The organism is Agrobacterium sp. SOY23 (assembly GCF_027212525.1).
GTDB classification, from domain to species: Bacteria; Pseudomonadota; Alphaproteobacteria; order Rhizobiales; family Rhizobiaceae; genus Agrobacterium; species Agrobacterium tumefaciens_I.
Genome location: NZ_JAPWDT010000008.1, coordinates 214384 through 233219, shown reverse-complemented (window position 1 = coordinate 233219; position 18836 = coordinate 214384). Strand labels below are relative to the sequence as shown.

The window sequence follows — 18836 nt, the reverse complement described above, 5'->3', positions numbered from 1 at the left end:
TGCGTAAAACTATCTCCTTTCACCCGGAACAGACGGAAAAGCCATGATTTCTCGCGACAAACACAACCGGATGGCAAATGCGATCCGCTTTCTTGCCATGGATGCAGTGGAGAAGGCCAATTCAGGCCATCCCGGTCTGCCGATGGGCGCCGCCGATGTCGCCACCGTTCTCTTCACCCGTTACCTGAAATTCGATCCCAAGGCACCGCTCTGGGCGGATCGCGACCGCTTCGTGCTGTCGGCGGGCCATGGTTCGATGCTTCTTTACTCGCTGCTCTATCTGACGGGCTACGAGGACATGACGATCGACGAGATCAAGCGTTTCCGTCAGTTCGGTTCCAAGACCGCCGGCCATCCCGAATATGGCCATGCGACCGGCATTGAGACGACCACCGGCCCGCTCGGCCAGGGCATCGCGAATGCCGTCGGCATGGCGATTGCCGAACGCAAGCTGGAAGAGGAATTCGGCTCCGACCTGCAGAGCCACTTCACCTATGTTCTGTGCGGCGACGGCTGCCTCATGGAAGGCATCAGCCACGAAGCCATCGCGCTTGCCGGCCACCTGAAGCTCAACAAGCTCGTTCTGTTCTGGGATGACAACAACATCACCATCGACGGCGAAGTCGGTCTTTCCGACAGCACCGACCAGATCGCCCGCTTCCAGGCCGTTCACTGGAACACGATCCGCGTCGACGGCCATGATCCGGATGCGATTGCCGCCGCCATCGAAGCCGCGCAGAAATCCGACCGCCCGACCTTCATCGCCTGCAAGACCGTGATCGGCTTCGGCGCGCCCAACAAGGCCGGCACCCACAAGGTTCACGGCAACCCGCTCGGCGCCGAAGAAATCGCCGCTGCCCGCAAGAGCCTGAACTGGGAAGCCGAAGCCTTCGTCATTCCGGAAGATGTCCTCGATGCATGGCGCCTTGCCGGCCTGCGCTCCACCAAGACCCGCCAGGACTGGGAAGCCCGCCTCGAAGCCGCTGAAGCCGGCAAGAAGGCAGAGTTCAAGCGCCGTTTCGCCGGCGACCTGCCCGGCAACTTCGACAGCGCCATCGATGCCTTCAAGAAGAAGATCATCGAGAACAACCCGACGGTTGCCACCCGCAAGGCTTCCGAGGATGCGCTCGAAGTCATCAACGGCATCCTGCCGGAAACCGTTGGTGGTTCGGCCGACTTGACGCCGTCCAACAACACCAAGACCAGCCAGATGAAGTCCATCACCCCGACGGATTTCTCAGGCCGCTACCTGCATTACGGCATCCGCGAGCACGGCATGGCTGCGGCGATGAACGGCATCGCACTGCATGGCGGTCTTATCCCCTATGCCGGCGGCTTCCTGATCTTCTCGGACTATTGCCGTCCGTCGATCCGCCTTGCCGCGCTTATGGGTATCCGCGTCGTCCACGTTCTGACCCATGATTCCATCGGTGTCGGCGAAGACGGCCCGACCCATCAGCCGGTCGAACAGATCGCAGCACTGCGCGCCATTCCGAACCTGCTCGTCTTCCGCCCGGCGGATGAGACCGAAACGGCGGAATGCTGGCAGCTCGCCCTTGAGCAGAAGCATCGTCCGTCCGCGCTGGCGCTTACCCGCCAGAACCTCGCGCCTTCGCGCAAGGAATATGAAGAAAAGAACCTCTCCGCTTACGGTGCTTACGAACTCGTATCCGCAAGCGACGCCAAGGTTTCGATCTTCGCTTCCGGTTCGGAAGTCGAAGTGGCGCTGAAGGCTGCCGCAACGCTGAAGGACCAGGGTGTTTCCACCCGCGTCGTCTCCGTTCCCTGCTTCGAACTCTTCAAGGAGCAGCCGGAAACCTATCGCAACGCCATCATCGGCAAGGCTCCGGTCAAGATCGCGGTGGAAGCCGCCATCCGCCAGGGCTGGGATTACTTCATCGGCAATGACGGCGCTTTCGTCGGCATGCACTCCTTTGGAGCCTCTGCGCCGGCGAAGGATCTCTTCAAGCACTTCGGCATCACGGCGGAAGCCGTCGTCGCCGCAGTCGAGGCAAAACTTGCGTGAGGGCTTCCCAGGCCCTCACCATTCAGCAAAGACCACGCCCATTCTTGTTCGGGAGACTGTAAATGACTGTAAAAGTTGCCATTAACGGCTTCGGCCGCATCGGCCGCAATGTTCTGCGCGCCATCGTCGAATCCGGCCGCACCGATATCGAAGTCGTTGCCATCAACGACCTCGGCCCGGTTGAAACCAATGCCCACCTGCTGCGTTACGATTCGATCCACGGCAAGTTCCCGGCCGAGGTGAAGGTCGAAGGCGACACGATCATCGTTGGCGGCGGCAAGCCGATCAAGGTAACGGCCGTTCGCGATCCGGCAACGCTGCCGCACAAGGAACTGGGCGTCGACATCGCGCTCGAGTGCACCGGCATCTTCACCGCCCGTGACAAGGCCGCTGCCCACCTGACGGCCGGCGCAAAGCGCGTCATCGTGTCCGCTCCGGCTGACGGCGCTGACCTGACCGTCGTTTTCGGCGTGAACCACGACCAGCTGACGAAGGACCATCTGGTCATTTCCAACGCGTCCTGCACCACCAACTGCCTCGTGCCGGTCGTGAAGGTTCTCGATGACGTTGTCGGCATCGATCATGGTTTCATGACCACGATCCACTCCTACACGGGCGACCAGCCGACGCTGGACACCATGCACAAGGATCTGTACCGCGCCCGCGCCGCAGCCCTGTCCATGATCCCGACCTCGACGGGCGCCGCCAAGGCCGTTGGCCTCGTTCTGCCGCACCTCAAGGGCAAGCTGGACGGCACGTCGATCCGCGTTCCGACCCCGAACGTTTCGGTCGTCGACTTCAAGTTCATCGCCAAGCGCGACACGACGGTTGCGGAAATCAACGAAGCGATCAAGGCCGCCGCCGATGGCAAGCTGAAGGGCATTCTCGGTTACACCGACGAGCCGCTGGTTTCCCGCGACTTCAACCATGACAGCCATTCGTCGATCTTCGCGAACGACCAGACCAAGGTCATGGAAGGCAAGTTCGTGCGCGTTCTGTCCTGGTACGACAACGAGTGGGGTTTCTCCAACCGCATGTCGGACACGGCCGTCGCTTTCGCGAAGACCATTTAAAGCGGGACATAGTCCCGTCAAAAAGCCGGCAGGAGCAATCCTGCCGGCTTTTTATTTGTAAAAAATGCCGACGGAAACGAGGAAACCCGCCGGCACCGATCCAGAAGCAGGGCGACGGGCGCTTCGGATCGAAAACCATTGCAGCCGCGAGACGGACCAAACCGTCCCCCAGCCGGCCGGATGCGGCAACCGCCTCCGCTACTTTCTATTGTTAATGATGACCGGACCCGAATTGCGGGCGCTGCTCCAGATCGTATCGAAAGTCTGTTGCCTCAGTTCGCTTTGCTGCATGGACAATTTCATCATGCAGTCGGCGAAGTCCCGCGAGCCTTCGTAATAGCCAAACACCCGGCAACGTTCGCGTTGCGCGGCCATGTTTTCAGCCGTCTGTTCGGTGCTCGAGCAGCCCGAAACAATCGAGCCCGCCGCCAGCAATATAATCAATGTAGATATCCGTTTCATCCGATCGCTCCGGTCATGGTGAAAAGCAATTCGGACGCGAGAACTAACGCAGCTGCATTGTCTCTATGTTACGTTGAAGCACCGGCAGGCGGATTGTTTCAGAGCCACATCCGCCACGCTGCGCGCTGTCTCCGTTTTCACTCGCACGCCGAAAAAATTCCCATTTCCTGCCTTTGTCTGGTCCATTTTGAGACGGACAAGAAACATAGGGATAACGGTCGTGCGCAATGCACTTCGGCCCTGCCGTATCATTCGATACACCCCGCCTTGCGTCGCCTTTCAACGCCACCCAGACAGCGCTGACAGACCGCAACCCGTGGCGCATTGACTGCAGACGCGCAGAGCGGCGATTGCGGCGATCAAAGCGGTTCGAATGAGGCGGTGGACGTGGAATCATTTTATCTTCTGTTGCTGGTGGCAACCGTTCTGGTTCTCGTCGCAGCCTTTTCCAGCCTCATCGCCTTCCGCTTCGGCGCGCCGCTGCTGCTGCTGTTCCTGATGATCGGCCTTGCCGCGGGCGTGGATGGCCTCGGCATCGAATTCACCAACAATCCACTCGCCTATATGCTCGGCTCGCTTGTGCTTGCCGTCATTCTTTTCGATTCCGGTTTTGGCACGTCGATACAATCCTTCCGGCTTTCCGCAGCACCCGCCGTCGCGCTCGCCACCGTCGGCGTCATCCTCACATCCGTGTTCTTCGCGGGTGCGGCTGCCCTGCTGCTCGGGCTCTCCTGGCTGGAGGGCCTGCTGCTCGGCGCCATCGTCGCCTCCACCGATGCGGCGGCCGTCTTCTTCCTGCTGCGCATCGGCGGCATTCACATCCGCGATCAGGTCCGCTCGACGCTGGAAGTGGAATCCGGCACCAACGATCCGATGGCCATCTTCCTCACCGTCGCGCTCGTCGAAATCATCGCCAAGGGTCAGGGGCTGGCGGGCATCGACGGCGGTTTCCTGCTGCTTTTCATCGAGGAAATGGGCCTTGGCCTGGTGCTCGGCCTGCTCGGTGGCGTCATGATCGCCACCGTCGTCAACCGTTTCGCCGCCGACCGTGGACTGGCGCCGATCTTCGTGCTGGCGCTGGCGCTGCTCGTCTTTTCCTCTACCGGGGCAATCGGCGGCAGCGGCTTTCTGGCGGTCTATGTGGCGGGCATCGTTGCGGGCAACCGCAGGATCTTCGCCAAGGAGACCATCCGCCGTTTCCACGAGGGGCTGACATGGCTTGCCCAGATCATCATGTTCCTGATGCTCGGTCTCCTCGCCACCCCGTCGCAATTTCCGGCGATCGCCATTCCCGCCGTGCTGCTGGCACTTTTCCTGATCTTCGTCGCCCGCCCGCTCGCGGTTTGGCTTAGTCTCATGCCCTTCAACTATACCCAGCAGGAAACATCCTTCGTGGCCTGGGTGGGCTTGCGCGGCGCCGTCTCGATCCTGCTCGCCATCATGCCGATTCTCGGTGGGCTCGACGATGCGCAGATCTATTTCAATGCCGCCTTCATCATCGTGCTGGTGTCGCTTCTGGTGCAGGGCTGGACCATCAAGCCGGTGGCCACAAGGCTCGGGCTGATCGTGCCGCCGCGCATGGGCGAGGTGGACAAGCTGGAGGTCGATCTTCCGGGCACCGCCAATCACGAGCTGATTTCCTACCGCGTCGCCAAGGGCAGCGCCATCATGCAGGGCGAACGGATTCCGCGCTGGGCCATGCCGTCACTGGTTGTGCGCGACGGCAAGTCGATCCGCTACCAATATGCCGGGCGGCTGCGGGAAAACGATCTCGTCTACCTTTTCATCGCGCCCGGCTATACCCGCCTGATCGATCGGTTGTTCGCAAGCGCACTGCCGGTTGCCGATGACGACGCCGATTTCTTCGGCACCTTCGCGATCTCGCCCGCCCGTCCGGCAAAGGAGCTGGACGCGGCCTATGGTCCCGGCCTGCTTTCTCCCGCCGAACTGGCGATGAGCGTCGCCGAACTTATCGAGGCACGCCTTGCCGGAAAGGCCGATTATGCCGACCGCGTGCGCCTTGGCTCCATCGTCCTGATTGTCCGCACACTCGACGAGCATGAGGCAATTACCGGCGTCGGCATTTCCCTCGAGCCGGTGGAGCCGGCAACCAGCCTGCCGATCTTCATCAGCTTTTCGGAAATTCTCGGCCGCGTGCGCAACTATCTGGCGCAGAGGCGCCAACAGCAGCCCGCCGACACCGAAGAAGGCATCCCCGCCCCTGCCAATACAGTGCGAGAAAATGACGCCTGACCGGCTTGCGTCGGCATTCAGGCATAGTATGGTCCGTGCCGAACTCGCAACAACATCAGGATCGACCTATGCCCGCTTTCAAGACCCTCGACGACCTTAACGACATTGCCGGAAAACGCGTCCTCCTCCGCGTTGATCTCAACGTGCCGGTCGCGGATGGGAAAGTGACGGACAAGACCCGTATCGAACGTGTTGCGCCGACCATTCTGGAACTGTCCGGAAAGGGTGCGAAAGTCATTCTGCTCGCCCATTTCGGTCGCCCCAAGGGCGAGCCGGTGGCGGACATGTCGCTTTCCCAGATCGTACCCGCCGTCGAAGAGGTGCTGGATCACGCCGTTTCCTTCGCAGCCGATTGCATCGGCGCGGCGGCGGCGGATGCGGTCGCAAAACTGAATGATGGCGATATCCTGCTGCTGGAAAACACCCGTTTCCACAAGGGTGAGGAAAAGAACGATCCCGCTTTCGTCGAGGCCCTCGCCGCCAACGGCGATATCTATGTGAACGACGCCTTCTCCGCCGCGCACCGCGCCCATGCTTCCACCGAGGGTCTCGCCCGCCACCTGCCCGCCTATGCCGGCCGCACCATGCAGGCCGAGCTTGAGGCGCTGGAAAAGGGCCTCGGCCAGCCGGTGCGCCCGGTCGTCGCCATCGTCGGCGGCGCCAAGGTTTCGAGCAAGATCGACCTCCTGATGAACCTCGTCAAGAAGGTCGATGCCCTCGTCATCGGCGGCGGCATGGCCAATACATTCCTCGCCGCCCGCGGCGCGCAGGTCGGCAAGTCGCTCTGCGAGCATGATCTGGCAGAAACCGCAAAGCAGATCATGATCGAGGCCGCGACATCCGGCTGCGCGATCGTCCTGCCGGAAGACGGCGTGGTCGCCCGCGAATTCAAGGCGGGTGCCGCCAATGAAGTCGTCGACATCAACGCCATTCCCGCCGACGCCATGGTTCTCGATGTCGGCCCGAAATCGGTTGAAAGCATCAAGGCCTGGATTTCCCGCGCGGAAACGCTGGTCTGGAACGGCCCGCTCGGCGCCTTCGAAATCGAGCCCTTCGACGCGGCGACCGTGGCTGCCGCAAAACATGCGGCAGAATGCACCAAGGCCGGCAAGCTCGTCTCCGTCGCCGGCGGCGGTGACACCGTTGCAGCACTCAACCATGCCGGGGTTTCCGAGGATTTCTCCTACGTTTCGACGGCTGGCGGCGCCTTCCTCGAATGGATGGAAGGCAAGGAATTGCCGGGCGTTGCCATCCTTGCCGCCGCCAAGTAAACTTCTTCCACTTGCCTGACACGAGGCCGGACAAGCCATGCTTGTCCGGCCTTGCTTTTTGGTAAGCGGCACCTTGATAAAAAGTTTCAAACGATTGAAATCATTTCAATCGTTTCAATGAGTTAGCGTGCCATTTCCCTGCCCTGGAACTTCTGTTATCGGGAATTTATTGTGCCTTGGGAGAATAGCAAATGACCGAACGTCTCGAAGACATTGCAATCAAGATGGTCGCCGACGGCAAGGGCCTTCTTGCCGCCGACGAATCCACAGGAACGATCAAGAAGCGTTTCGACAGTATCAATCTGGAGTCCACCGAGACCGCCCGTCGCGACTATCGCGAGATGCTGTTCCGCGCCGACGACGCCATGAAGAAATACATTTCCGGCGTCATCCTTTACGAAGAGACCCTGTTCCAGAAGGCCGCCGATGGCACGCCTTTCGTGGACATCATCAAGGCAGCCGGCAGCCTGCCGGGTATCAAGGTGGATATCGGCGCCAAGCCGATGGCCTTCCACCCGCATGAATTCATCACCGAAGGCCTTGACGGTCTTTACGAGCGCCTGCGCAAATATCACGAGGCGGGCGCCCGTTTCGCCAAATGGCGCGGCGTCATCACCATTGGTGAACAGCGCCCGAGCTGGGGTTCGATCAAGGCAAACTCCCAGTCGCTCGCCCGTTACGCAGCTCTCTGCCAGCAGGCCGATATCGTGCCGATCGTCGAGCCTGAAGTGCTGATGGACGGCGAGCCCGGCACGCATGACATCGATCGTTGTGCGGAAGTCACGCAATGGGTTCTCCAGACCGTGTTCGCCGATCTGTTCGACGCCCGCGTCAACCTTGAAGGCATGATCCTCAAGCCGAACATGATCATCGACGGCAAGAACGCCCGCAAGGCGTCCGTCGAGGAAGTGGCGGAAAAGACCGTGAAGGTTCTGAAGGCCACCGTTCCTTCCGCCGTTCCTGGCATTGCCTTCCTTTCCGGCGGCCAGTCCTCCGAAGAGGCGACGGCTCATCTCTCCGCCATGAATGCCGGTTACAACCTGCCCTGGTCGCTGACCTATTCCTACGGCCGCGCCCTTCAGGATACCGCTCTCAAGACCTGGGGCGGCAAGCAGGAAAATGTCGCCGCCGGCCAGCGCGCCTTCACGCACCGCGCCGCCATGAACAGCCTTGCCGCCAAGGGCAACTGGAAACAGGAACTCGAAAAGGCAGCCTGAGGCTTTCGCCGCAGACATGCGCTAAAATGAAGCCGCCCTTCCGGGCGGCTTTTTCTTTGGAACCAATGGCAAAGGCCATGCGCGGTTTCGCCACCCGCTTTTGTTCCGGCCTATGGCCGCAAGAGCAGCGTCGCCGACCAGATGACAAAGGCGGCAACCGCAATCTTCCAGCAATCGCCTCTTTTTTTCAGGCCCGGCAGGCCCAAAGGCCGGATGATCTGGACCATCATGGCCAGCAGTAAAAAAAGGCCGATTGCCTTCGTCATTTATTGAGCCTTTTCTTTATTTCTGCATCGTCACAGGCTGGACATTTTTACCGTTCACCAGAAGAGTGCAACTCATTCGGGTAACCCCGTTCAATGGCCTGTCCGACCGTCCGCCGAACGCATGAGAGTGTCTTCATGAGCAGAAATCTTCTACCCGTATTCGCTCTTTTATCCAGCACTCTGTTTCTTTTTCTCGGCAACGGCCTGCAGGGCCTCATCCTGCCGGTGCGCGGTTCGGCGGAAGGTTATTCCAACGAAACTCTGGGCTTTCTCGGCACCTCCTGGGCGGCGGGTTTCGTCATCGGCTGCTTTGTGGCGCCCGCCATCGTCCGCCGCGCGGGGCATGTGCGGGCATTCGGATCCTTCGTGGCGCTGGTGTGCCTGACGGTGCTGATGACCGGCCTGATCATCGACGATGCCTCGTGGATCGCGCTGCGTGCGCTCACCGGTTTCTGCACGGCCGGCACCTCGATGATCATTGAAAGCTGGCTGAACGAGCGCGCCACCAATGAGAGCCGTGGCATGATCTTTTCGCTCTATATCGCCATCACGCTGCTCGGCGTCGTCGCGGGACAGATGATCGTGCCGATGGGCGATATCAGCAATACATCGCTGTTCATGATTTGCGGCATCATCTATTGCATCGCCATTCTGCCGGCCACGCTTTCCAAGGCCGCCAGTCCCCAGCCGTTACAAAAGGTCAAGCTGGATCTGCCCGCCCTTTACCGCAACTCGCCGGTCTCCTTCGTCGGTATCCTGATGATCGGCATCGCCAATGGTGCTTACGGCACGCTCGGCGCCGTCTTCGGCGCAAGGGCAGGTCTCGACCCGACCATGATCGCCATCATGGTCTCCGTCACGATTTTCGTCGGTGCGCTGGCGCAATTTCCGGCGGGCAGGCTTTCGGACCGGATAGACCGCCGTTACGTGCTGGCTGGCCTCGCCGGGCTTGGCGCCGTCGCTGGCCTTGCCGTCGCCTTGGTGCAGCCACATGACGTCTATGTGCTGATTTCCATGATCGCCATTTATGGCGCCGCCGCCAACGCGCTTTATCCCATCGCCGTGGCGCATGCCAATGACTTCGCCGCATCGGAAGATTTCGTCAAGGTCTCCGGCGGCCTGCTGCTGCTTTATGGCATCGGCACCATTATCGGCCCGACGCTCGGCGGCACGATCATGACCTACTCCGGCCCCTATGCGCTGTTTCTGGTGACGGCGGTGGCGCATCTGCTGATCACCGCTTATGCCATCATCAGAAGTCGCCAGCGCGCCGCCCTTTCCACCGAGGAAAAGGACAATTTCTCGACCATGATGCCGACGACGCCCTCGCCACTCGTCACGCCGGAAAGTATTGCACTTGACCCGCGCGCGCCGCAATATTCCGAGGAGGATGGCGACTATGTGGAAAAAGGAGCAGGCATATGAGCCTCTTTGACGACGACCGCCCGCAAAAACCCGTGGCACACGAGATCGGCGGCGATCTCAGCCTTCTTTCGGTGGACGAGCTGAGCAGCCGCATTGACCTCCTGCAAGCCGAAATCGCCCGACTTGAGGAGGAGAGGAAACGCAAATCCGCCGGCCGGCTGGCGGCGGAGAATCTCTTCCGATCCTGATGCGCGCCTCAGAATAGATACGGGCTGCACGTCTTCCAATGCTGGTTAAGGCGCCCCGACAGCGTCTTAAAATAAAGATCCTGGCGCAGTCTTTCGTTTACCATTAACCAAAAATTAAGCTTTCTGAGAGATTACTATACATGTCCAGTTCTTCTGGACCTCAGGCATCTTCTCCATACGGCGAATTGGTCTGATTTTTCTCCCTGTTTTACCTTGAGAGCCGCTTTCGCGGCTCTTTTTTTGCCGCCCTGCGGATTCTGTAAAACTGTGGGTATTAACCCTTCTTTAATAATTGCCTTGCGCATTTCGGGTAAAGATACCATCCTGAAAACACTAAAGACCGGAACAAAATATCCGGGTCGTCGTTGCCTGACAGTGTGGTGCGTGAGCAGGGATTTAAAGAAAATGTCGGAACAGGTTTTAAATACCATAAGCTTTGCGGGTCGCGCGGCTGCTTCCAACCAGTTCAAGACCCTCTATACCGAAGGCATGACCTTGGTTGAGGAGACGGCAAGTTATCTCGACGGCGCCGGCCGCGCAGCCTCCAAGGTTCTGCCGCGCATGGCATCGGTCCTCTATGCGGCAGAATCGATGCGCCTCACCACCCGCCTGATGCAGATGGCCTCCTGGCTGCTTCTGCAGCGCGCCGTCAACAATGGCGAGATGACGCGCGATCAGGTTCTGAGCGAAAAGAACAAGGTACGTCTCGACAGCTTTAATGTCGACCGCAACGCGCCCGGCTGGAACGACCTGCCTGAATCCTTCCGCGACCTCATCGAGCGCTCGCTGCGTCTTCAGAACCGCATCGCCCTGCTCGACCGCGAAATCTATCGCCCGTCCGAAGCCGCCAAGGTGCCGGACAACGAAAACAGCGTGCAGGCGCAGCTCAACCTGCTGCGCACGGCTTTCTCGATCAACTGAGAAAAGACGACATTATCCGGACAACTTGAAAGCAGGCTCACGGGCCTGCTTTTTTGTTTGCGATGGCAAAGCAGTCGCTGCCACCCAAGTATTGCCCAGATTCAAATAAATACGTGAGATTGGTATTCAATTTTTTATGTGTATTTCAGCTTACCGGCACACCTAAAGAGGGAAAGGATGAGGACCCTAAAGTATATCTCAATCGCGTCTTTATCGGCGCTGCTCGTTTCTGTCTATATTTATGGAAAACCACTTTGGGACGCCAACGAGAGAATCGACCGATGTTTCGATGACTACTCTCCGGCATATATCCACGATGACGCCGCCAGAGCCGCTGCCTGCGCCGATTAGTGCCAGGCCGAAGCGGAACATGAGAACGAGGGTCGCCATACAGAAAGATATTGTAATGGCAACAAGCCAGGCGGGACGAGGCAACAAAAAAGCCCGGCAAAGCCGGGCTTTTTTAAATGATCCGTCCACAAGGGGATCAGAGGCCGAGGCCGCCGAAACGCTTGTTGAACTTGGAAACGCGACCACCGCGGTCCATAAGCTGCTGGTTGCCGCCCGTCCATGCCGGATGGGACTTGGGGTCGATTTCAAGGTTCATGACGGCGCCTTCCGAACCCCAGGTAGAGCGGGTTTCGTATTCGGTGCCATCGGTCATGACCACCTTGATCGTGTGATAATCGGGATGGATATCAGCCTTCATGACAATCTTCCTGGTTAAGTGACGTGCGGTCCATTTGCCGCAATTGCGTCAACTGAGCCATTTCAATAAATGAAGCCATAGACCAGATGGGCTATGGCTTCCCAATTCGATGCGGAGCCTATACATGAAGGTCGCCCAGATAACAAGAGCCTGCTATCCCCTTGTGAAAGGAGATGGCCAAAGGGGCGGGAATTTTACCGAACATCGGAAATTCGCCCACAAAAGGCCGAAAACGGCGTGGAACGAGGAGCATACGGGACGTGGCAGATATAGAAGCGCAGAAAGTGGCAAAACAGAGAAGCCTGAAACCGCTTCTTAGCCTGTTTCCCTATCTCAGGCGCTATCGCGGCCTGATGGCGGCAGCCCTTTTTGCGCTTGTGCTTTCCTCCGCCACAACACTGGCCCTGCCGCTTGCCGTCCGCCGCATCATCGATCACGGCTTTCAGACGCCGGATGGCGGCATGATCAACAGCTATTTCGCCATGCTTCTGGCGATTGCCGTTGTCCTCGCGCTCGCCAGCGCCATGCGTTATTATTACGTGATGACTATCGGCGAAAGGGTCGTTGCCGATCTCCGCCGCGATGTCTTTGCCCACCTCACCACCCTGTCCCAGCAGTTTTTCGATACCAACCGTTCCGGCGAACTCACTTCGCGGCTGACCGCTGACACGGTGCAGATCCGCTCCGCCTTCGGCTCTTCCGCCTCGGTGGCGCTGCGCAACATCATCATGTGCTGTGGTGCCGTGGCGATGATGATCTATACCAGTCCCGGCCTTTCCGGCCTCGCACTGCTTGCCATTCCCTTCATCGTTTTTCCATTGATCGCCTTTGGACGATCCGTTCGCGCCCGCTCCCGCATCACGCAGGATACATTGGCCAATTCCGCCGCCTATGCTTCCGAAACGATCGCAGCAAGCCGCACCGTGCAATCCTTCAATGCCGAGGCACTGGCGAATGCCCGTTACGGCGCCTCCGTAGAAGCCGCCTATCAGGGCGCGCGGGCGGCGATCGGTGCCCGTTCCATTCTTACCGCTGTCGCCATCGCTCTCGTCTTCGGCAGCGTTGTCGGCATTCTCTGGTATGGCGCGCAGAACGTTCTGTCGGGCAGCATGACGGCGGGTACGCTTGGCCAGTTCGTGCTTTATTCCGTCATCGCAGCCAGCGGCCTCGGCCAGCTTTCGGAAGTCTGGGGCGAACTCGCCCAGGCGGGCGGCGCGGCCGAAAGGCTTTCCGAGCTGCTGAATGAACGCTCACCCGTTGCAGAGCCGGCAGCCCCCGATGCCATGCCGCAACCACCGCGGGGCGAAACGGAATTCGACAATGTCGATTTCGTCTATCCGCTCGCAACAGGGCGGCCGATTGTCTCCGGCCTCTCCTTCAAGATCGCTGCCGGCGAAACCGTTGCCATCGTCGGCCCTTCCGGTGCCGGCAAAAGCACGGTCTTTTCCCTGCTGATGCGGTTTTACGATCCGCAGCAGGGCCGCATCACCATCGACGGCATGGATATTCGCAACGTCAGCCTAGCCGATCTGCGCGCGCGGCTTTCCATCGTGCCGCAGGATGTCGCGATCTTCGCCTCCTCCATCCACGACAATATCGCCTTTGGCCGGCCCGAAGCGACACGCGAGGAGGTGCGCGCCGCCGCCATCGCCGCGCAGGCCGACAGCTTCGTCGAGCGTCTCGGCGATGGTTACGATACGCAGGTGGGCGAGCGCGGTGTGACGCTTTCCGGCGGCCAGCGCCAGCGCATCGCCATCGCCCGCGCCATCCTGCGCAATGCGCCAATCCTGCTGCTAGACGAAGCGACCTCGGCGCTGGATGCAGAAAGCGAAACGCTGGTGCAGAAGGCCCTCGACGAGCTGATGAAAACCCGCACCACCATCGTCATTGCCCACCGCCTCGCCACCGTGCTCAAGGCCGATCGCATTCTGGTGATGGATGAAGGCCGTATCATCGAGGAAGGCACGCATCAGAGCCTCATTCGCCAGAACGGCCTTTATGCCCGCCTCGCCCGGCTGCAATTCCAGACCGGACCGGACGAATTGCGCGCCCAGGCCTGATTTGGAGCATTTCCAGCAGAAGTGTACTCGGTTTTGCGTCCGGAAATGCGCAAAACAAAGAGTTAGAGCAATGGAGGTGGACCGGTGTTCACCGGAATTGCTCTAGCCCAACACCCTGCGTCCCGCAACGCGGCCTGAAAACAGGCAGCCGCCAAGGAATGTGCCCTCCAGCGCATTATAACCATGCATGCCACCGCCGCCGAAACCCGCCACCTCACCGGCGGCATAAAGGCCCGGCACCGGTTGACCCGTGGCATCCAGCACCCGTGCTTCGAGATCGGTATGCAGGCCACCGAGCGTCTTGCGCGTCAGCACATGCAGGCGCACGGCAATCAACGGCCCCATTGCCGGATCAAGCAACCGGTGCGGTTTTGCCGTCCGCATCAGCCGGTCACCCAGATAACGGCGCGCGCCATGGATCGCCGTTACCTGCACATCCTTGCTGAAGCCGTTTTCGATTTCTCGGTCCCGTGCTTCTATCTGCCGGCGGACATGATCGATATTGAGCCGGTCCCCACCGCTGACGGCATTCATTCCCATCACCAGCTCTTCCAGCGTATCGCGAACGACAAAGTCTTCGCCCCGCTCCATGAAGGCCCGCACCGGACCCGGCGGCTCCTTGCCCAGCCGTTTTAGCAGCAGCCGTATATCCTTACCCGTCAGATCCGGATTTTGCTCCGAGCCTGAAAGCGCAAACTCCTTCTTGATAATCGCCTTGGTCAGAATGAACCAGCTGTGGCCGCTGTCGCGCTCACCCAGCATCTTCAACGTGCCGAGCGTATCGAAGCCCGGCATGGCGGGAGCATCGAGCCGGTTTCCACCGGCATCGCACCAGAAGGATGACGGGCCGGGAAGAATACGAATGCCGTGGTTCGGCCAGATCGGATCGTGGTTTTTCACGCCCTCGGTATAGTGCCACATGCGGTCCCGATTGATGACGGCCCCGCCAGCGGTTTCAGTAATGCCGATCATGCGGCCATCCACATGCGCGGGCACGCCACAGACCATATTTTCCGGCGGCCTGCCCAGACGTTCCACCGGCCAGTTGCGCCGCACCAGTTCCTGATTGCCACCGATGCCGCCGGAACTGACGACGACCGCGGAGGCAGAAAGGCGGAAGTCACCCTCGGCATCGCGGCTGCTTTTTTGACCACGAAGAACCGGATCAGCGGTAAGCACGACGCCGGAAATGCCTGCGATCCGGCCATCGGTCGTTTCCAGACGGTCGACCTGATGGCGGAAGCGGAAAGTCAATCGACCGCTTGCCGCCATGTCCTGTGCTTTCTTGACGAAGGGCGCCAGCACTCCGGGACCGGTGCCCCATGTGACATGAAAGCGCGGAACGGAATTGCCGTGACCATCCGCCAAAGAGCCGCCGCGCTCGGCCCAGCCAACCACGGGAAACCAGCGCATGCCCATGCGATGCAGCCATCCGCGTTTCTCGCCGGCCGCGAAATCAAGATAGGCCTCCGCCCAGCGACGCGGCCAACGGTCCTCGGGGCGATCGAAACCGGCCGAACCAAACCAGTCCTGCCGGGCAAGATCGAGACTGTCTCGCACCCGCATCCGGCGCTGCTCGGGACTATCGATGAAAAACAGTCCGCCCAGCGACCAGAAGGCCTGGCCTCCGAGGTTCTGCTCCCCCTCCTGATCTACGACACAGACGCTGAAACCACGCTCGGCCGCCTCAGTGGCCGCCACCAGCCCCGCAAGCCCCGCGCCGACGACAATCACATCATAGCGTTCCATCAGCCCCTCCCAGATATGACGGAATTACTTTTACGCGAACGTAAATTTACTTTCGCCAGAAGGCAACGGTCATGATGGGGCCGTGATTCAGCGCTCGGTCAGCTTGAGTTCGATACGGCGGTTCTGCTGGCGCGCTTCCGGTGAGTCACCTTCGGCAATCGGCTGATATTCGCCGAAACCGGCGGCAACCAGCCGGTTTGCCGGTACGCCCCTGGAGATCAGGAATTTCACCACCGATGTCGCACGGGCAGAAGAAAGCTCCCAGTTGTCGCGGTAGCGGCCGGAACCGGAAAGCTGGACATTATCCGTATGGCCATCCACGCGCAGCACCCAGTTGATCTCGGCCGGAATTTCCTTGGCGAGATCGAGCAGCGCAACCGCCAGCTTCTCCATCTCCGCCTGCCCTTCCGGATTGAGTTCGTTGCCACCGGAAGGAAAGAGCACCTCCGACTGGAAGACGAAACGGTCACCGACGATGCGGATGTTTTCGCGGTCCGAAAGGATTTCACGCAGCCGACCGAAGAAATCCGAGCGATAACGGTTCAATTCCTGCACGCGCTGCGCCAGCGCGACATTGAGGCGACGGCCGAGATCGGCGATCTTGACCTGAGACGAGGCATCCTTGGCCTCCGATGCCTGCAGGGCAGCTTCGACGGAAGCGATCTGCGCCCTCAGAGCCGCAATCTGCTGATTCAGCAATTCGATCTGCGCGGAGGCGCGGGAATTCGCCTGCCGCTGCTCATCCAGTTCGCCGGTCAGGCTGCCGATGCGGGCATTGGCGTTGGCATTATTGCCCGATCCCGCATCGAGAAGTGCCTGCAGGCGCGAACGCTCGTTTTCCGAAGCCGCAAGTGTGGATTGCAGGCTCGCAAGCGCGTCCTCGATATCCTGCTTGTTGCCCTTTTCCATGGCCAGAAGCTCGGTCAGTTCGGCAATCTGGCTATTGAGGCGGGTCAGCACCTCGTCCTTGCCGGTAATTTCCCGCGACAGCACGAATTGCGCCAGCACGAAAACCGTCAGCAGAAACATGATGGCCATGAGCAGCGTCGACAGCGCATCGACGAAACCCGGCCAATAATCCACACCCCTGTCGCGGCGGCGGTTGCGCGCAAGCGCCATGGCTACTCGCTCCCGTTATCGTGCCGGGTGCGTCCGGGGGATTTTGTCTCGCTGTCGATACGCGTCGAAAGCCGGTCGAGCGTGCGGCGGAGCGATTTCGATTCTTCCTGCTGCGCCTCGATCCAGTCGCGCAGCATCTGCTGTTCGCTGCGCATATTCTTGACGAGGCCCTGAATGCCTTCGGCAAGGCTGGTCATGGCCGCCAGCGAGCGCTCGGTGCTGACCACGGCGCCCGGTTCAGCGGCCTTGAACTCCCTCGGCCCCTCCGCCGACGTATCCGTTACCGATGAAAGCCAGTTTTCCAGCTGGGTATAAAATCGGTTCTGTGCGCGACCGGCCTGAAGATCGAGGAAACCGAGAATCAGCGAGCCCGAAAGACCGAGCAGCGAGGAGGAGAACGCCGTTCCCATGCCCGCCAGCGGCGCGGTGAGACCAGCCTTCAGCGAGCTCAGAATATCGTTGCTGTCGCCCGCGCTCGGATCGAGCGACTGGATGACATTGCTGATGGCGCCGATGGTGCCGATCAGACCCCAGAATGTACCGAGCAGGCCGAGAAACACCAGCAGGCCGACGAGGTAACGCGATGTGTCACGCGTTTCATCAAGACGTGTGGCGATGGAATCGAGGATCGTGCGCTGCGTGACGGTGGACAGCCGGACTTCGCCGCGCTTGCCGATAAGCGTGCTCATCGGTGCCAGCAGTTTTGGTGCACGGCCGACCTTTTCGACGCTGCCGGCGGCGCGGAAAGCGTTGAACCAGCGAACTTCAGACCGCAGGCTCATGGTCTGCGTAAACACCAGAATGATGCCGATGGCGAGCACGCCGAGAATGAAGCCGTTGAGCCCCGGATTGGTCATGAAGGCGGTGTGCGCCTGCCGATAGAGAATGGCCGCCAGAAAGCCGACGAGGATCAGAAACAGAACCATCGTCCAGAGAAAGGGTGTGGGGCTGGACAGCTTGTGGCTGTATTGCCGCGTGGTCACCGGTTTCTCGACACCAAGATCGAGCAGCTCCGAATCCGCCATAACGTTCGCATTCCCTCTGGTCACGTATCAAGCGGAAGCTATTTGAAAATTGCGACGATTTGAAGCGAAAAGCCGGTCTTTCGTCACAGGCATTTCAGGAAACTGGATGAGCAGTCGGCAATGGAAAACGAAAACGCCCGGCGAAAATTCACCGGGCGTCTAAAACTTACAGAAAACGGCAGGTTATCTGCCGAAAATGCATCAGCGACCCGGCACCGGGCGATTGGCGACCTCAACAAGCGCCTTGTGGATATATTCGTTACCGGCAGCAACGCTGCCGCTGCCGAAGATATCCGCACCGCCCTTGGCATCGGAAGCAAAACCGCCGGCTTCACGAATCAGCACCAGACCGGCCGCCATGTCCCAGGGCGAGAGGTCCGCTTCCCAGAAACCATCGAGACGGCCCGCCGCAACATAAGCGAGGTCCAGCGAAGCCGCGCCCATGCGACGAATGCCTGCGGCCTCACCCATGACATGGCGAAGCTCGACCAGGAACTTGCCGTGATTGCCGCGGCCAAGATGCGGCACACCGCAGCCGATGATGCAATCGGTCAGCGCCTTGCGCGCGGCAACGCGGATGCGGCGATCGTTGAGGAACGCGCCGCCGCCGCGCTCGGCGGTGTAAAGTTCGTCGGTGGCCGGGTTGAAGATCACGCCGGCAACAACTTCACCGTTCCGCTCCAGCGCGATGGATACCGCAAAATGCGGAATGCCGTGCAGGAAATTGGTGGTGCCATCAAGCGGATCGACGATCCAGCGATGCGCGCCATCGGTGCCCTTTTCCTCGCCGCCTTCCTCGCCCAGGAAGTCGTAGGTCGGGCGGGCCTTCATCAGCTCTTCACGCACGATCTTTTCGGCCTTGAGGTCTGCCTGAGACACGAAGTCGCTCGGTCCCTTGACCGAAACCTGAAGGTTCTGCACTTCACCGAAGTCACGCGACAAAGACTTACCCGCCTTGATGGCGGCCTGAACCATGACATTGAGAAGGGCTGAACGGGCCATCGATGTTGTTTCCTGGAAAGCTTGCGAGCCGCCCGAAGCGCAACGGGCAGGCACGTCATTATTTTCTTGA

At 60.1% G+C, this 18836-nt stretch carries 16 protein-coding genes; 9 read left to right on the top strand and 7 right to left on the bottom strand.

The window, feature by feature from the left end:
- The first annotated feature begins 43 nt into the window (after positions 1–43).
- The gene (tkt, locus tag O3S81_RS21940) at positions 44–2026 is read left to right on the top strand and encodes a transketolase (protein WP_269346652.1); all 1983 of its coding nucleotides are present in this window, start codon (positions 44–46) and stop codon (positions 2024–2026) included.
- 62 nt (positions 2027–2088) lie between these two features.
- Entirely contained in the window at positions 2089–3099 is a 1011-nt protein-coding gene (gene gap, locus O3S81_RS21935) for a type I glyceraldehyde-3-phosphate dehydrogenase (protein WP_269346651.1), read from the top strand.
- Between the two features lie 198 nt (positions 3100–3297).
- On the opposite strand, the gene O3S81_RS21930 is transcribed toward gap, so the two are convergent.
- A complete protein-coding gene (locus O3S81_RS21930) occupies positions 3298–3561 on the bottom strand; it encodes a hypothetical protein (RefSeq protein WP_269346648.1) in 264 nt (87 codons plus the stop codon).
- A 387-nt stretch (positions 3562–3948) separates the two neighbouring features.
- Here O3S81_RS21930 and O3S81_RS21925 point away from each other — a divergent pair, with 387 nt between their 5' ends.
- The 3 genes from O3S81_RS21925 to O3S81_RS21915 all read left to right on the top strand — a co-directional run bounded on the left by O3S81_RS21925 (position 3949) and on the right by O3S81_RS21915 (position 8302).
- Positions 3949–5814, top strand: a complete 1866-nt coding sequence (locus tag O3S81_RS21925; RefSeq protein ID WP_269346646.1) for a potassium/proton antiporter — start codon at positions 3949–3951, stop codon at positions 5812–5814.
- Positions 5815–5882: 68 nt separating this feature from the next.
- A complete protein-coding gene (locus O3S81_RS21920) occupies positions 5883–7085 on the top strand; it encodes a phosphoglycerate kinase (protein ID WP_269346644.1) in 1203 nt (400 codons plus the stop codon).
- A gap of 191 nt (positions 7086–7276) precedes the next feature.
- Positions 7277–8302: a class I fructose-bisphosphate aldolase gene (locus tag O3S81_RS21915; RefSeq protein WP_269346642.1), complete on the top strand. Its 1026-nt coding sequence runs from the start codon at positions 7277–7279 to the stop codon at positions 8300–8302.
- A gap of 110 nt (positions 8303–8412) precedes the next feature.
- Here the strand turns inward: O3S81_RS21915 and O3S81_RS21910 are convergent, their stop codons facing one another.
- Positions 8413–8568 (bottom strand): hypothetical protein, encoded by a 156-nt coding sequence (locus O3S81_RS21910; protein WP_162854470.1) that lies wholly within the window; start codon positions 8566–8568, stop codon positions 8413–8415.
- Positions 8569–8703: 135 nt separating this feature from the next.
- On the opposite strand from O3S81_RS21910, the gene O3S81_RS21905 reads away from it, so the two are divergent.
- The 3 genes from O3S81_RS21905 to rcdA all read left to right on the top strand — a co-directional run bounded on the left by O3S81_RS21905 (position 8704) and on the right by rcdA (position 11102).
- Complete coding sequence (locus O3S81_RS21905) at positions 8704–9993, top strand: MFS transporter (protein WP_269346641.1); 1290 nt, start codon at positions 8704–8706, stop codon at positions 9991–9993.
- Positions 9990–10181 (top strand): DUF1192 domain-containing protein, encoded by a 192-nt coding sequence (locus O3S81_RS21900; protein WP_269346640.1) that lies wholly within the window; start codon positions 9990–9992, stop codon positions 10179–10181. The genes O3S81_RS21905 and O3S81_RS21900 overlap by 4 nt, the downstream gene beginning before the upstream one ends.
- A gap of 405 nt (positions 10182–10586) precedes the next feature.
- A complete protein-coding gene (gene rcdA / locus O3S81_RS21895) occupies positions 10587–11102 on the top strand; it encodes a protease adaptor protein RcdA (RefSeq protein WP_003506184.1) in 516 nt (171 codons plus the stop codon).
- 487 nt (positions 11103–11589) lie between these two features.
- Here the strand turns inward: rcdA and rpmE are convergent, their stop codons facing one another.
- The gene (rpmE, locus tag O3S81_RS21890; RefSeq protein WP_003497640.1) at positions 11590–11811 is read right to left on the bottom strand and encodes a 50S ribosomal protein L31; all 222 of its coding nucleotides are present in this window, start codon (positions 11809–11811) and stop codon (positions 11590–11592) included.
- Positions 11812–12071: 260 nt separating this feature from the next.
- Here rpmE and O3S81_RS21885 point away from each other — a divergent pair, with 260 nt between their 5' ends.
- Positions 12072–13871: an ABC transporter transmembrane domain-containing protein gene (locus O3S81_RS21885; RefSeq protein WP_269346639.1), complete on the top strand. Its 1800-nt coding sequence runs from the start codon at positions 12072–12074 to the stop codon at positions 13869–13871.
- Positions 13872–13973: 102 nt separating this feature from the next.
- Here O3S81_RS21885 and O3S81_RS21880 read toward each other — a convergent pair whose 3' ends face one another.
- From O3S81_RS21880 to O3S81_RS21865, 4 genes are all read right to left on the bottom strand, one after another.
- Entirely contained in the window at positions 13974–15620 is a 1647-nt protein-coding gene (locus tag O3S81_RS21880; RefSeq protein ID WP_269346637.1) for an FAD-binding dehydrogenase, read from the bottom strand.
- Positions 15621–15707: 87 nt separating this feature from the next.
- Entirely contained in the window at positions 15708–16739 is a 1032-nt protein-coding gene (locus O3S81_RS21875; protein ID WP_269346635.1) for a peptidoglycan -binding protein, read from the bottom strand.
- 2 nt (positions 16740–16741) lie between these two features.
- Positions 16742–17764, bottom strand: coding sequence for a flagellar motor protein MotA (locus O3S81_RS21870; RefSeq protein ID WP_269346634.1), 1023 nt, complete (start codon positions 17762–17764; stop codon positions 16742–16744).
- Between the two features lie 201 nt (positions 17765–17965).
- Positions 17966–18766: an inositol monophosphatase family protein gene (locus O3S81_RS21865; protein ID WP_269346632.1), complete on the bottom strand. Its 801-nt coding sequence runs from the start codon at positions 18764–18766 to the stop codon at positions 17966–17968.
- Between the last annotated feature and the right edge of the window lie 70 nt (positions 18767–18836).

What these genes read in the sequence shown, in the direction of transcription:
- O3S81_RS21930 (WP_269346648.1), bottom strand. Translation starts at nt 3,561, where the DNA reads ATGAAACGGATATCTACATTGATTATATTGCTGGCGGCGGGCTCGATT.
- tkt (WP_269346652.1), top strand. Translation starts at nt 44, where the DNA reads ATGATTTCTCGCGACAAACACAACCGGATGGCAAATGCGATCCGCTTT.
- O3S81_RS21875 (WP_269346635.1), bottom strand. Translation starts at nt 16,739, where the DNA reads ATGGCGCTTGCGCGCAACCGCCGCCGCGACAGGGGTGTGGATTATTGG.
- O3S81_RS21865 (WP_269346632.1), bottom strand. Translation starts at nt 18,766, where the DNA reads ATGGCCCGTTCAGCCCTTCTCAATGTCATGGTTCAGGCCGCCATCAAG.
- O3S81_RS21920 (WP_269346644.1), top strand. Translation starts at nt 5,883, where the DNA reads ATGCCCGCTTTCAAGACCCTCGACGACCTTAACGACATTGCCGGAAAA.
- gap (WP_269346651.1), top strand. Translation starts at nt 2,089, where the DNA reads ATGACTGTAAAAGTTGCCATTAACGGCTTCGGCCGCATCGGCCGCAAT.
- rcdA (WP_003506184.1), top strand. Translation starts at nt 10,587, where the DNA reads ATGTCGGAACAGGTTTTAAATACCATAAGCTTTGCGGGTCGCGCGGCT.
- rpmE (WP_003497640.1), bottom strand. Translation starts at nt 11,811, where the DNA reads ATGAAGGCTGATATCCATCCCGATTATCACACGATCAAGGTGGTCATG.
- O3S81_RS21905 (WP_269346641.1), top strand. Translation starts at nt 8,704, where the DNA reads ATGAGCAGAAATCTTCTACCCGTATTCGCTCTTTTATCCAGCACTCTG.
- O3S81_RS21900 (WP_269346640.1), top strand. Translation starts at nt 9,990, where the DNA reads ATGAGCCTCTTTGACGACGACCGCCCGCAAAAACCCGTGGCACACGAG.
- O3S81_RS21880 (WP_269346637.1), bottom strand. Translation starts at nt 15,620, where the DNA reads ATGGAACGCTATGATGTGATTGTCGTCGGCGCGGGGCTTGCGGGGCTG.
- O3S81_RS21870 (WP_269346634.1), bottom strand. Translation starts at nt 17,764, where the DNA reads ATGGCGGATTCGGAGCTGCTCGATCTTGGTGTCGAGAAACCGGTGACC.
- O3S81_RS21910 (WP_162854470.1), bottom strand. Translation starts at nt 8,568, where the DNA reads ATGACGAAGGCAATCGGCCTTTTTTTACTGCTGGCCATGATGGTCCAG.
- O3S81_RS21915 (WP_269346642.1), top strand. Translation starts at nt 7,277, where the DNA reads ATGACCGAACGTCTCGAAGACATTGCAATCAAGATGGTCGCCGACGGC.